Origin of the sequence: Thalassobaculum sp. (assembly GCF_965223715.1) — a bacterium.
Classification (GTDB): domain Bacteria; phylum Pseudomonadota; class Alphaproteobacteria; order Thalassobaculales; family Thalassobaculaceae; genus Thalassobaculum.
This window is the reverse complement of record NZ_OZ245012.1, coordinates 4,350,552-4,363,782: the sequence shown is the minus strand read 5'-3', so window position 1 is coordinate 4,363,782 and position 13,231 is coordinate 4,350,552. Positions and strand designations below refer to the sequence as shown.

General features: G+C 68.3%; 10 protein-coding genes. 6 read left to right on the top strand and 4 right to left on the bottom strand.

Going from position 1 to position 13,231, the window contains the following annotated elements:
• Positions 1-94: 94 nt before the first annotated feature.
• On the top strand, positions 95-1,276 hold the full coding sequence (gene metK, locus ACOQOP_RS20145) for a methionine adenosyltransferase (RefSeq protein WP_420563605.1): 1,182 nt from the start codon (positions 95-97) through the stop codon (positions 1,274-1,276).
• Between the two features lie 468 nt (positions 1,277-1,744).
• Complete coding sequence (locus ACOQOP_RS20140; protein WP_420563604.1) at positions 1,745-2,344, top strand: fasciclin domain-containing protein; 600 nt, start codon at positions 1,745-1,747, stop codon at positions 2,342-2,344.
• 248 nt (positions 2,345-2,592) lie between these two features.
• On the opposite strand, the gene betB is transcribed toward ACOQOP_RS20140, so the two are convergent.
• The 3 genes from betB to ACOQOP_RS20125 all read right to left on the bottom strand — a co-directional run bounded on the left by betB (position 2,593) and on the right by ACOQOP_RS20125 (position 6,669).
• Positions 2,593-4,053, bottom strand: coding sequence for a betaine-aldehyde dehydrogenase (betB, locus tag ACOQOP_RS20135; protein ID WP_420563603.1), 1,461 nt, complete (start codon positions 4,051-4,053; stop codon positions 2,593-2,595).
• Between the two features lie 10 nt (positions 4,054-4,063).
• Positions 4,064-5,572 (bottom strand): choline-sulfatase, encoded by a 1,509-nt coding sequence (gene betC, locus ACOQOP_RS20130; protein WP_420563602.1) that lies wholly within the window; start codon positions 5,570-5,572, stop codon positions 4,064-4,066.
• Between the two features lie 197 nt (positions 5,573-5,769).
• The gene (locus ACOQOP_RS20125; protein ID WP_420563601.1) at positions 5,770-6,669 is read right to left on the bottom strand and encodes an SMP-30/gluconolactonase/LRE family protein; all 900 of its coding nucleotides are present in this window, start codon (positions 6,667-6,669) and stop codon (positions 5,770-5,772) included.
• Between the two features lie 111 nt (positions 6,670-6,780).
• Between ACOQOP_RS20125 and ACOQOP_RS20120 the strand changes: the two genes are divergently transcribed.
• The gene (locus ACOQOP_RS20120) at positions 6,781-7,563 is read left to right on the top strand and encodes an SDR family NAD(P)-dependent oxidoreductase (protein ID WP_420563600.1); all 783 of its coding nucleotides are present in this window, start codon (positions 6,781-6,783) and stop codon (positions 7,561-7,563) included.
• Positions 7,564-7,572: 9 nt separating this feature from the next.
• Here the strand turns inward: ACOQOP_RS20120 and ACOQOP_RS20115 are convergent, their stop codons facing one another.
• Positions 7,573-8,478, bottom strand: coding sequence for a LysR family transcriptional regulator (locus ACOQOP_RS20115; RefSeq protein ID WP_420563599.1), 906 nt, complete (start codon positions 8,476-8,478; stop codon positions 7,573-7,575).
• A 233-nt stretch (positions 8,479-8,711) separates the two neighbouring features.
• Between ACOQOP_RS20115 and atzF the strand changes: the two genes are divergently transcribed.
• The 3 genes from atzF to ACOQOP_RS20100 are packed head-to-tail and all read left to right on the top strand — an operon-like array spanning position 8,712 to position 13,229.
• The gene (gene atzF, locus ACOQOP_RS20110) at positions 8,712-10,544 is read left to right on the top strand and encodes an allophanate hydrolase (protein ID WP_420563598.1); all 1,833 of its coding nucleotides are present in this window, start codon (positions 8,712-8,714) and stop codon (positions 10,542-10,544) included.
• Between the two features lie 41 nt (positions 10,545-10,585).
• The gene (locus ACOQOP_RS20105; RefSeq protein ID WP_420563597.1) at positions 10,586-12,190 is read left to right on the top strand and encodes an ABC transporter substrate-binding protein; all 1,605 of its coding nucleotides are present in this window, start codon (positions 10,586-10,588) and stop codon (positions 12,188-12,190) included.
• Positions 12,191-12,209: 19 nt separating this feature from the next.
• Positions 12,210-13,229, top strand: a complete 1,020-nt coding sequence (locus ACOQOP_RS20100) for an ABC transporter permease (RefSeq protein WP_420563596.1) — start codon at positions 12,210-12,212, stop codon at positions 13,227-13,229.
• Positions 13,230-13,231: the final 2 nt, after the last annotated feature.

Sequence of the window (13,231 nt, the reverse complement as noted above, 5' to 3'; positions counted from 1 at the left end):
GGACGACACCGATCTTTCGGCGCCGGGGCAGGGCGCGCGCTGCCGCAGCCCCGCCCCGGCGCCTGTTCCCGATAACAACAAAGGACCGTCAGACATGACCGACAGAACATGGCTGTTCACCAGTGAATCCGTCTCCGAGGGCCACCCGGACAAGGTCTGCGACCGGGTGTCCGACTCGGTGCTCGACGCCTTCCTGGCCACCGGCGAGGACGTGCGCGTGGCCTGCGAGACCCTGGCGACCACCAACCACGTCACCGTCGCCGGCGAAGTGCGCGGCCCCGAGGCGGTGCTGAAGGAGGTCGAAGGCATCGCCCGCGAGGCGATCAGGGACATCGGCTACGAGCAGGACGGTTTCCACTGGGAGACCTGCGAGATCGTCAACCGCCTGCACGCCCAGTCCTCCGACATCGCGCTCGGCGTCGATGCCGGCAACAAGAAGGAAGAGGGTGCCGGCGACCAGGGCATCATGTTCGGCTATGCCTGCAACGAGACCGAAGAGCTGATGCCGGCGCCGATCCAGTTCTCCCACCGCATCCTGCGGCTGATGGCGGAGGCCAGGAAGTCCGGCAAGGAGCCGCGCTTCGGCCCGGACAGCAAGAGCCAGGTCACCCTGCGCTACGAGAACGGCAAGCCGGCCGGCATCGACACGGTGGTGGTCTCCACCCAGCATGACGAGTCGGTCGACCAGGACACCGTGCGCGAGATGGTGAAGCCCTTCGTGACCCAGGCCCTGCCGGAAGGCTGGACCCTGGCCGACGACCGGCTGCTGGTGAACCCGACCGGCCGCTTCGTGATCGGCGGTCCGGACGGCGATGCCGGCCTGACCGGACGCAAGATCATCGTCGACACCTATGGCGGTGCGGCCCCGCATGGCGGCGGCGCCTTTTCGGGCAAGGATCCGACCAAGGTCGACCGCTCGGCCGCCTATGCCGCGCGCTACCTGGCGAAGAACGTGGTCGCCGCCGGTCTCGCCGACAAATGCGTGATCCAGCTCGCCTACGCCATCGGCGTGCCGGAGCCGGTCGCGGTCTATGTCGACACCCAGGGCACCGGGCGGGTCGACGAGGACCGTCTCGGCAAGATCCTGCGTGAGCGGGTCCGCCTGACGCCGCGCGGCATCCGCGAGCATCTGGGCCTGCTGAAGCCGATCTACGCCCGCACCGCCGCCTATGGCCATTTCGGCCGGCCGGCGGAGAAGGACGGCGGCTTCGCCTGGGAGCGCACCGACATCGCCAACGACCTCGCCCGCGAGTTCGGCGCCGAGGCGGCGGACTGAGGGTCGCCCGAACCCCTTTCGTCTCCCCGGCCCCGCGCCGGGGCCCAGGGTGCGGCGCGCCGGAGCGTCGGCGATCTATCGACAACGCTCCAGCACACGGATGTCTGGATCCCGGGTCAGGCCCGGGAAGACGGTGACCGGGAAGACGGTGACAGAGCAGGAAAGGCCCGCGTCAGATCCGGCGCGGGCTTTTTCACTATCGCACTCCCCGGATTCAGTCCGGGGCCCACGCGTCACGCGACCCAGTCGCCGGAAAGTCATTCTCCGGTGGCCGGGACAATCGATGGGTAGGCCCCGGAATGAATCCGGGGAGTGCTGGGGTGAACGACAGTCCCTGCCCCACCGTTCCACGGACAAAAAATTCGCCCATCCGGCGATTTTCTGAAACCGTCGGGATCCGGCTCCGTACCTGCTGGCCAGTCCGCTCCTGCGAGGCGGGCACACAGGAAACGACCAGGGAGCCCAACCATGAAGACCACCCCCAAAGCGGCAATCGTCGCCGCCGTCGCCGCCATCGCGCTGCTGACCGCCGCCTGCGCCGGCGACAACGGCAGGATGGCCTCCTCCGAGCCGCGGACCGCCGGCAACCCGATGGTCGGCGGCGCGCCGATGTATCCGTCGCGCACGATCGTGGAGAACGCGGTCAATTCCAAGGATCACGAGACCCTCGTCGCCGCCGTCAAGGCCGCCGGCCTGGTCGACACCCTGCAGAGCGACGGGCCCTTCACCGTCTTCGCGCCGACCGACGCCGCCTTCGCCAAGCTGCCGGACGGCACGGTGCAGAGCCTGTTGCGGCCGGAGAACAAGGCCCAGCTCACCAAGATCCTGACCTGCCACGTGGTCTCGGCCAACGCGCTGAGCGACGCGATCAACCAGATGATCGTCGACGACAACGGCGCCCATCCGGTGACCACCGTGGGCGGCTGCGTCTACACCGCGAAAAGGATGGGCGACGACATCGTGCTGGTGGACGGCCAGGGCAACACGGCCCGTGTCACCATCGCCGATGTACGCCAGTCGAACGGGGTGATCCACGTGATCGACTCCGTCCTTCTGCCGGCGGCCTGACCCTCCCCACGACCCGGAGCCGCCCGGCAGCGGCCCGCACGCCTTGCCCGGCGTGCGGGCCAACTCTCTTTGGGGGATGGGTAGCTGCTCTCCACTCTCCTCTTCCTCCCACTCCCCGGATTTATTCCGGGGCCTACACATCCTTCTAACCGGGCCTCAGAAATTCATTCTCCGACGGTCGGAGCAACCCAAGCGTGGGCCCCGGAATAAATCCGGGGAGTAGGGGGAGGCGTTAGTGTCAGTCGCCCTCAATACGGCGCCTCGGGCGCGTTCACCGCCACATAGACCGACCGCACCTCGGAATAGTGGTGGATCGCCTCCTTCGAGTTCTCCCGGCCCACACCCGACGCCTTCACCCCGCCGAACGGCGCTTCCACCGGGGTGAGGTTGTAGGCGTTGATGTACAGGCTCCCCGCTTCGAGCTGACCGACCACCCGGTGGGCGCGGGCGAGATCCCGCGTGAACACCCCGGCGGCCAGGCCGAACTCGGTCGCGTTGGCGCGGGCGATGCCGTCGGCCTCGTCGGCGAAGTCGAGCACCGACATCACCGGGCCGAAGATCTCCTCCCGCGCGATGGTCATGCCGTCGGTCACATCGGCGAAGACCGTCGGCTCCAGGTACCAGCCGTCGCGCTCGATCCGCCTGCCCCCGGTGACCAGCCGCGCGCCCTCCTCGATCCCCTTGGCGATATAACCTTCGACGATCTTGAGCTGCCGTTCGGAGACCATCGGGCCATAAGTCGTCGCCTCGTCCATCGGGTCGCCGACCACCACGTCGCCCAGCCGCTCGGTCAGGCGTTTGAGGAACGCCTCCTTGATGCCCTTCTGCACGAACACGCGGGTGCCGTTGGAGCAGATCTGACCGGAGCTGTAGAAGTTGCCGACGATGGCGCCGCTCACGGCAGCCTCCAGGTCGGCGTCGTCGAACACCAGGATCGGCGACTTGCCGCCCAGCTCCATGGTGACGTGCTTGATCCCTTCCGCCGCCGCCGCATAGACCTTGCGCCCCGTCGGCACCGAGCCGGTCAGCGAGACCTTCGCCACGCGGGGGTCCGTTGTGAGGGCCGCCCCGACCGGCCCCATGCCCTGGACCACGTTGAACACCCCCGCCGGCGCCCCTGCCTCCACCAGGATCTCCGCCACCTTCAGGGTGCAGAGCGGCGTGGTCTCCGACGGCTTGAACACCATGGTGTTGCCGCAGGCCAGCGCCGGGGCCGCTTTCCAGCAGGCGATCTGGGTCGGGTAGTTCCAGGCGCCGATGCCGACGCAGACGCCCAGCGGCTTGCGCATGGTGTAGACGAAGTCGCCACCGGGAAGCTGCACATGCTCGCCGGTCAAGCTGCCGGCCAGCCCGCCGAAATACTCCAGCGCGTCGGCCCCGGAGCTGGCGTCGGCCACCAAGGTTTCCGACAGCGGCTTGCCCGTATCGAGCGTCTCCAGCACCGAGAGCTCGCGGTTACGTTGCCGGATGATGTCGGCGGCCCGGCGCAGAACCCGTCCGCGCTCGGTCCCGCTCATCGCCGCCCAGCCCGCCTGCGCCGCCTTGGCGGAGGCCAGGGCCCTCTCCACGATCGCCGGGGTGGCGGCGTGCAGCGTCGCGATGGTCTCGCCGGTCGCCGCATAGACCACGTCGATCACATCGCCGGCGGTATCCTCCACATACTCGCCGTCGATGAAGTGGCTGGCCTTGGGCTGCGCATCATAGGTCATCTGCAAATCCTCATTCGCCGCGCGGGAAGCGCTGGTTCTCTTCAACCACGTTGAGATCCATGTGGTTGCGCATGAAGCGCTCGGACGCCTTGAGCAGCGGCTGGTGGTCCCAGGGGTAATAGGCGCCGTTACGCAACGCCTCGTACACCACCCAGCGCCTTGCCTGGCTGGACCGCACCTCGGCGTCGAACCGGGCGAGATCCCAGCGCCCGTCGGCCTCGGCCTGGAATTCCGCCAGGGTCTCGGCATGGGCCGGATCGCCGGCCAGGTTGGTCAGCTCGTGCGGATCGGCCTCCAGGTCGAAGAGCTGCTCGGGGTCCAGGCTGCAGCGCGTGTATTTCCATTTCCCACGACGCAGGGCGACCAGCGGCGCGTAGGAGCCCTCCGCCGCATATTCCATCGCGACCGAGCCCGGGCGCGGTGTTCCGCCGGCGACGGGGACCAAGTTCTTGCCCTCGGTCCAGGGCAGGACCTCGTCCATCGAGATGCCGGCCAGCTCGGCCAGGGTCGGGGTGACGTCCAGGGTCGAGGCCGGGGCGGGGATCAGGCCCGGCGCCATGCCCGGTGCGGCGATCATCAGCGGCACCCGGGACGAGCCGTCGAAGAAGCTCATCTTGAACCACAGCCCACGCTCTCCCAGCATGTCGCCGTGGTCGGAGACGAACAGGATGATCGCCTCCTGCCGGGTGCGCTCCATCGTGTCCAGGATCTCGCCGATCTTGTCGTCCAGATAGCTGATATTGGCGAAATAGGCCCGGCGCGAGCGGCGGATATCCTCCTCGGTGATCTCGAACTTGCGCCAGTCATTGGCGTCGAACAGACGCTTGGAATGCGGGTCGTGGTCTTCGTAGTCCATCGCCGGGACGGTGGGCAGCAGGCGCTCGCAACCCTCGTACAGGTCCCAGTACTTGCGCCGGGCCACATAGGGGTCGTGCGGGTGGGTGAAGCTGACGGTAAGGCACCACGGCCGCGAGTCGTGGCCGCGCGACAGGTCGTAGATCTTGCGCACGGCGTTGTAGGCGACCTCGTCGTCATACTCCATCTGGTTCGAGATCTCGGCGACGCCGGCACCGGTGACCGATCCGAGATTGTGATACCACCAGTCGATCCGCTCCCCCGGCTTGCGGTAGTCCGGGGTCCAGCCGAAATCGGCCGGGTAGATGTCGGTGGTCAGCCGCTCCTCGAAGCCGTGGAGCTGATCCGGCCCGACGAAATGCATCTTGCCGCTGAGGCAGGTCTGGTAGCCGGCCCGGCGCAGGTGATGGGCATAGGTCGGGATCGCCGAAGAGAACTCGGCGGCATTGTCGTAGACGCCGGTGAGCGAGGGAAGCTGGCCCGACATGAACGACGCTCGGCCCGGCGCGCAGAGTGGCGAGGCGGTATAGGCATTGGCGAACCGGGTCGAGCGCTCGGCCAGCCGGCGCAGGTTCGGGGTGTGCAGCCACGGCGCCGGCCCGTCCGGGAACAGGGTTCCGTTCAATTGGTCGACCATCAGGATCAGGATGTTGGGGCGCGCCATGGTGCAGGTCCGGGTCCGGGTTTCGGGGTCGGCGGCAGGCGGATATGCAGCACCGACGGCCCCGTCCCTAACCGATCGGCCGCGGCGGCGCAAAGGCGGCGGCGGCGAATGGCCCGGATCGGGGTGTTTGAAGTGTTCACGCTCTACCGATGCGATCTTGCACCGGAGCGACGGGAGATGGCGGATCGGGAGCGTGGCTAGATCTCGATCACCCCGGCGAACCGCTCCTCCGGTAACCCCTCCACCCCGAAGGCCGCCCCCACCTCGGCGACAAAGATCCCGCCGGCCGTCGGCTCGGCCGCCGCCTGCGCTTGTGTGAAATGCTCGCGCGCCGTGGTGATGTAGAGCCGGTCCAGGTCCGGCCCGCCGAAGCAGGCGCAGGTGACCTGGCTCACCGGCAGGTCGACCCGGATGTCGCGGCTGCCGTCGGGCAGGAAACGCTGCACCCGGGCACCGTTGAACTGGGCGTTCCACAGGGCCCCTTCGGCATCGACACAGGACCCGTCCGGCCCGCCCTCGTCCTCCCCCAGCGTCGCGAAGGTCCGCCGGGCCCCCAGTACCCCGTCCGGCTCATAGGAGATACGCTCGATGGTCTTGCCGGCGGTGTCGGCGAAATACATCCGTGCCCCGTCGGGCGAGAAGGCGATGCTGTTGGCGCAGCCGACGCCGTCGAACAGCCGCAGGGCGCGGACCCCGTTGAACTGGTAGACGGCCGAATAGGGCTTCAGCCCGTGCTCGTCGACGCCGCCGAAGACGAAGCGGCCGGCCCGGTCTACCCGTCCGTCGTTGGTTCGGGTTCGCGGTTCGTCGGCCTCCACGGGCACCAGGGTCGTGAGCGACCCGCTGTCGGGGTCGTACAGGGCCAACGCGTCCTCCAGCGCCAGCAGGATCCGGTCGTCGGTACAGAAGGCGAAGCTGCCGATGCGCTTGTCGAAGCCGCGGGTCTCCACCGCTCCGCCCTCGGCGTCGCAGCTCCACAGGGTGCGTCCCAGGATGTCCGTCCAGTAGAGCCGTCCATGACCCGGATGCCATTGGATGCCCTCGGCCAGCGTGTTGCGGCAGTCCAGCAGAAGGACCGCCTCGATGCGCCGGTTCATCGGTCCGTCTCTCCCTGATGGTGTATTTATTTCATTTCTTTAATTTATCTTGTCGAAGCCAAAACCGGCGATCAATACTCAAACGCCACACATCCCGATCAGCAGGTTTCCATGGGCCGTACCTTCGCCGCCTCGCCGGCCGTCTATCGCGACTTGCAGGACCGCGCGGTCTTCATCTCCGGCGGGGCGACCGGCATCGGGGCGGCGATCGTCACCCTGTTCGCCCGTCAGGGGGCCCGCGTCAGCTTCGTCGACATCGACCCGGAGGCGGGCACGGCCCTGGCCGACGCCGTGGCGGCGGAGTGCGGCAACCGGCCGAACTTCGCCACCTGCGACGTCACCAACACCGCCTCCTTCACGATGGCCGTCGAGGCGGCGGCCGAGCCGGCCGGCGGGCTGTCGGTGCTGGTCAACAACGCCGCCCGCGACCAGCGGGTGAAGGCCGACGCCGTCACGCCGGAGATCTGGGACGACCTGGTGGCGGTCAACCTGAAGCACCAGTTCTTCGCCGCCCAGGCAGCCCGGCCGCTGATGGTGAAGGCGGGGGGCGGGTCGATCATCAATTTCGGTTCCATCGCCCCCTGGCTCGCGGTGCCGGACCTGGCGATCTACAACGCCTGCAAGGCGGCGGCCTTCGGCCTGACCCGGTCGCTGGCGCGGGATTTCGGCGGCGACGGCATCCGGGTGAATTCCATCCTGCCCGGCGCCATCCTGACCGAGCGGCAGCGCCGCGACTGGATCACCGAGGAGGACCGCCAGGCGATCCACGCGCGCCAGTGCCTGAAGCGGGACATGGTGGAGGAGGACGTGGCCGAGATGGTGCTGTTCCTCGCCTCCGACGCCTCGCGCGGCTGCACCGGTCAGGAGTTCCGGGTGGACGGCGGCAACGTCTAGAACCGACCCCTAGTTGCAGTCGTACTGGGTCTCCAGGTCCTTCTGCAGCAGCTCCGCGAACTTGGCCGCCGCCACCGGCAGGATGCGGCCGCGGAGCTGGCCCATATAGATCAGGCCGCTCGGTACGTCGCGGGGGTCGAGCTGGCGCGAGACCATGTCCGGCAGCATGCCGCCGGGCGGCAGGCCGATGGGGATCTGGAACGACACGATCCCCTCGGCGATCGCCTGGTGGCCCAGGAACTCGAAACTGTCTGATTCCACCACCGGGTTGAGGGAGATCGCCGATTCCGCCAGGGCCAGCTCCATCAGGTGGCGCACCCCATAGGCCCGGGTCGGCAGGGCGATCGGATAGTCCAGGCATTCCCGCAGCCGCACCATGTCCCGGGCCGCCAGCGGATGGTGGCGCGAGAACATCGCATGCACATGCTGGCGCACGGTGAGCAGGGTCTGGAACTCGGCCAGCCGTATCGGTTCGAACACCAGGGCGAGGTCGGCGGTGTGGTCGACCAGCGCCTGCTCCGCCGCCTCCCGATCGCGGCGGAACACGGCGAAGGTCACGCCCGGATGCTCGCGCCGGTAGGCGGCGATCTGCCGGGGCAAGTAGGGCAGCAGCGCCTGGCTGCAGGCGATGGTGACGTGGCCGCGCCGCTCCCCAGCCAGGTCGGCGATCTGCGAGCGCACCCGATCCATGTCCGAGATCTGGTTGCGGATATGGTGGATCAGCAGTTCGCCGGCGCTGTTCAGCCGCACGCCCCGGGGCAGCCGCTCGAAGATCGGCACCCCCAGATCCTCCTCGATCGCCAGGAGCCGCCGGTTCAGCGCGGTGGACGTGATCGACAGGGTCTCGGCGGCCTTGCGGATCGATCCGGCCCGGGCGACCGCGTCGATATAGAGCAGCGTCGTCATGTGCCGCATCGGTGACTCCTCTAGCGCTGCATTTTCTGCAGCGGCTTGCTGCAATCATAGCAGAAGACAACAGCACTGACAGTCCGCACGCTTTCCCTATCGCAGATGCGAAAGGGTGTGGGAGCACCGGCCTCTGCGGAAATTTGGGGAATGACAAGCCAAACCGGCGGCTTGGGCGGACACGTCTTCGCATCCGCGAAATGCCGGACAAGCATCCAGCACACAGCGTTACGGAGACCCAAGTGGGATCGATCGCCGCCCTTCAGGACCTGCCCTTCGACATCGCGTCGCTTCACGCAGCCTACGAGTCCGGCACCAAGCCGGGCGAGGTGGTGGCCGAGTGCTACCGGCGGATCGCGACGGCGGGCGATCCCGGCATCTTCATCACCCTGATCGACGCAGAGAAGGCCCTGGCCGAGGCCGCCCGGCTCGGCCCGTTCGACCGGACGGCCAAACCGCTCTGGGGCGTGCCCTTCGCCATCAAGGACAACATCGATGCAGGCGGCGAGACCACCACGGCCGCCTGCCCGGCCTTCGCCTACGAGGCCGAGGTCGACGCCTTCACCGTCGCGAAGCTGCGGGCGGCCGGCGCTATCCTGATCGGCAAGACCAATCTCGACCAGTTCGCCACCGGGCTGGTCGGCGTGCGCTCGCCCTATCCGGTGCCGAAGAACGCGCTCGACCCACAGATCGTGCCGGGCGGCTCCAGCTCCGGCTCGGCGGTCGCCGTGGCCCGCGGGCTGGTGAGCTTCGCGCTCGGCACCGACACAGCCGGCTCCGGCCGGGTGCCGGCGGCGCTCAACAACATCGTCGGGCTGAAGCCGACCGTCGGCTCGCTCTCGGCCAGCGGGCTGGTGCCGGCCTGCCGGACCGTGGACACTATCTCGGTCTTCGCGCTGACGGTGGAGGACGCCTACCGGGCGTTCCAGTCCGCCGCCGGTCACGACCCGGCCGACGCCTTTTCCAAGCCGGTCGCCACACCGGAACTCGGGACCCTGCCGCCGCGACTGAAGATCGGCATTCCGGACGCCGGCTCGCTCAAGTTCTTCGACGACGAGGTCCAGGCCACCTCCTATGCCGCAGCACTGGAGGCCGTGCAGGCGCAAGGCGGGGAGATCGTGGAACTCGACTTCACCCCGTTCTACCAAGTCGCCGAGATGCTCTACGGCGGCGTGTGGGTGGCCGAGCGCCATGCGGTGGTCGGCCCGCTCATGGACAAGGACCCCGAGGCCGTCCATCCGGTGATCCGACAGATCGTCGGGGCGGCCACCAAATTCTCCGCCACCGACACCTTCAACAGCATCTACCGCATGGAGGCCCTGCGCCGGACCTGCGAGGCGGCGATGGCCGGCCTCGACCTGCTCTGCGTGCCGACGATCCCGACCTTCTTCACCGTCGCCGACCTGGAGGCCGACCCGATCGGCCCGAACTCGAAACTCGGCACCTACACCAACTTCGTGAACCTGCTCGGCCTCTGCGGCATCGCCGTGCCGACCGGCACCCGCAGCGACGGCCGGCCGGCCAGCGTGACCCTGCTGGCCCGCGCAGGCCAGGACAGCCTGACCGCCGCCCTCGCCTCCAAGCTGCACCAGGGCGCGGGCGTCACCATGGGCGCTACCGGCTGGGCGCTGCCGAAGGTCAATGAGCCGGTGCCCGTACCCGGTGCCGATGAGATCGTCGTCGCCGCCGTCGGCGCGCACATGTCCGGCCTGCCGCTGAACGGCGAGCTGACCCGGCTGGGCGGGCGCTTCCTCGCCACCGCCTCGACCGCGCCCGGCTACCGGCTCTATCGCCTGGCGGGCGGCCCGCCGTTCCGGCCGGGCCTGGTGCGCGACGCAACGGGCGGATCCATCGCCCTGGAGCTCTGGGCCCTGCCCCGCACCGGCTTCGGCACCTTCATGGCCGGCATTCCGGCCCCGCTCGGCATCGGCACCGTGACCCTGGCCGACGGCAGCACCGTGAACGGCTTCATCTGCGAGGCCGCCGGGCTGGAGGGGGCCATCGACATCACCGACTTCGGCGGCTGGCGGGCCTATCTCGCCGCCGCGACTGACCGGCAGGGAGCCGTTCCCTGACCCGCGACACGCTCTGGACGACTGAACAGGAGGAGAGACACATGCGCAGGCGCGATTTTCTGAAAGGGGCGGCCGTTCTCGGCGCCGGCTCCCTTCCCTTCATCCGCTCGCTGCCCGCAACGGCTGCGACCAACGGCGTGGTTGTGGTGGCCATGGGCCAGACCATCAACAGCCTGGACATACACCGCTCCGGCACCAACCGGCCGAGCTATCAGGTGGCGGTGAACGCCTATGACCGGCTGGTCAGCTTCGGCACCAAAACCCTGCCCGACGGCAGCCTGTCCTACGACTATTCGGTCATCGAGCCGGAGATCGCCGAGAGCTGGGAGACCACCGAGGACGGCAGCGCGATCATCTTCAAGCTGCGCAAGGACGGGAAATTCTGGGACGGCTCGCCGATCACGGCGGAGGACGTGAAGTGGTCGTTCGACCGCGCCGTCACCCTGGGCGGCTTCCCGACCGTGCAGATGAAGGCCGGCTCCCTGGAGAAGCCGGAGCAGTTCGAAGCGGTGGACGAATTCACCTTCAAGATCCACACGATCCGCCCGTCCAAGCTGACCATCCCCGACTTGGCGGTGCCGGTGGCGATCGTCATCAACTCCAAGGTGGCCAAGGCGAACGCCACCGCCGACGACCCGTGGGCGACCGAGTACCTGCACAACACCCCGGCCGGCTCGGGCGCCTTCAAGGTGGCGCGCTGGGAGCCGGGCCAGCAGCTCGTCTACGAGCGCAACGACGACTGGACATCGGGCCCGGTGCCGGAGGTGAAGCGGGTGATCGTGCGCGAGGTGCCGAGCCAAGCCACCCGCCGGGCCCTGTTCGAACGCGGCGACATCCAGGTGTCCTTCGACATTCCGAACAAGGACGCCAAGGAACTGTCCGGCACCGACGGGCTGACGATCCACTCCACCCCGATCGAGAACGCGATCTACTGCCTGTGCCCGAACCTGACCTTCGAGCCGTTCAAGGACAAGAAGGTGCGCCAGGCCATCGCCTGGTCGGTACCCTACGCCGACATCTTCCAGACCGCCGCCTATGAGCGCGGCGTGCCCATGTGGGGCGGGTCCTCGGCCACGCCGTCGGACATCGCCTGGCCGCAGCCCTTCCCCTACACCACCGATCTGGACAAGGCGAAGGCCCTGCTGGAGGAGGCCGGGTACAAGGACGGGTTCGAGGTGCCGCTGTCGATCGCGCTCGACCAGTCCGACTGGATGGAGCCGACCGCCCTGCTGGTGCAGGAGAACCTGGCCAAGATCGGCATCAAGGCGACCATCGAGAAGATCCCGGGTGCGAACTGGCGCACCGCCTCGCTGGTGGAGAAGCGGCTGCCGCTGCATCTGGAGACCTTCGGCGGCTGGCTGAACTACCCCTGCTACTACTTCTTCTGGGCCTATCTGGAAGGGCACCTCTTCAACTCCTCGAACTACCGAAACGAGGAGATCGAGACCCTCACCAACGCGACCCTGCACATCCCGGACGATCACCCGGACTACGCGCCGAAGATCAAGCGGATGATCGAGATCGTCTGGGACGAGGTGCCGCGTATCGCCCTGTTCCAGCCGGCACTCAACGTCGGCACCCGCGACATGTCGGGCTACGAGTACTGGTTCCACCGCCAGCTCGACGCCCGCAGCTTCAAGGCGTGACATCGGTAGGGAGGTGACAATGGGCCCGCGAACGAAACTGGTGCTGTTCCGCAGCCTGCAGGCCCTTCCGGCCCTGGTCGGTGTGGTCATCGTCAGCTTCATCCTGACGCGGATGCTGCCGGGCGATCCGGCAGCCTATTTCGCGGGCCCCGCCGCCACCGAGGCCTCCATCGCCGAGATCCGGGCCGCCATGGGCCTGGACGCCCCGCTGCCGGTGCAGTTCCTGCACTATGTGGCGGACCTGCTTCAGGGCGACCTGGGCAACAGCCTGTCGACCGGCCAGCCGGTGGTCGAGGAACTCACCCGCCGGCTGCCCGCCTCTCTGGAGCTGACCCTGACCGCCCTGCTGCTGTCCTGCGCCATCGCCCTGCCCCTCGGCATCGCCGCCGCCGTGCATCAGGGGAGCTGGATCGACCATGCCTGCCGCGGCCTGGTGACCGCCGGCGTCTCGCTGCCGACCTTCTTCACCGGCATCGTGCTGGTCTATGTCTTCTACTATCTGCTCGGCTGGGCGCCGTCGCCGCTCGGAAGGCTCGATTTCGTCTACCTGTCGCCGCCGGACGTGACCGGCTTCTACGTGATCGACGCCCTGCTCGACGGCGATGTGGAGACGGCCCTCGGCGCGCTCAGCCAGCTCATCCTGCCGGCGACCACGCTCGCCCTGTTCACCCTGGCCCCGCTCGCCCGCATGGCCCGGGCCGCCATGCTGCAGGCCCTGTCCTCGGACTATGTCCGCACGGCGCGCGCCGCCGGGCTCGGCGAGGGGCAGGTGGTGCTCGGCTACGCCTTCCAGAACGCCATGCTGCCGGTGGTGACCACGCTCGGCATGGTCTTCTCCTTCATGCTCGGCGCCAACGTGCTGGTGGAGAAGGTGTTCTCCTGGCCCGGCATCGGCTCCTACGCCGTCGAGGCCCTGGTGGTCTCCGACTACGCCGCCGTGCAGGGCTTCGTGCTCGCCATGGCGATCCTGTTCGTCCTGCTCAACCTCGCGATCGACATCATCTACACGCTGGTCGATCCGCGCACCCGGGAGGGCTAGGC

Coding starts and splice junctions, on each gene's coding strand:
- ACOQOP_RS20100 (WP_420563596.1), top strand. CDS start 12,210: ATGGGCCCGCGAACGAAACTGGTGCTGTTCCGCAGCCTGCAGGCCCTT.
- ACOQOP_RS20125 (WP_420563601.1), bottom strand. CDS start 6,669: ATGAACCGGCGCATCGAGGCGGTCCTTCTGCTGGACTGCCGCAACACG.
- ACOQOP_RS20115 (WP_420563599.1), bottom strand. CDS start 8,478: ATGCGGCACATGACGACGCTGCTCTATATCGACGCGGTCGCCCGGGCC.
- betC (WP_420563602.1), bottom strand. CDS start 5,572: ATGGCGCGCCCCAACATCCTGATCCTGATGGTCGACCAATTGAACGGA.
- ACOQOP_RS20140 (WP_420563604.1), top strand. CDS start 1,745: ATGAAGACCACCCCCAAAGCGGCAATCGTCGCCGCCGTCGCCGCCATC.
- metK (WP_420563605.1), top strand. CDS start 95: ATGACCGACAGAACATGGCTGTTCACCAGTGAATCCGTCTCCGAGGGC.
- ACOQOP_RS20120 (WP_420563600.1), top strand. CDS start 6,781: ATGGGCCGTACCTTCGCCGCCTCGCCGGCCGTCTATCGCGACTTGCAG.
- betB (WP_420563603.1), bottom strand. CDS start 4,053: ATGACCTATGATGCGCAGCCCAAGGCCAGCCACTTCATCGACGGCGAG.
- ACOQOP_RS20105 (WP_420563597.1), top strand. CDS start 10,586: ATGCGCAGGCGCGATTTTCTGAAAGGGGCGGCCGTTCTCGGCGCCGGC.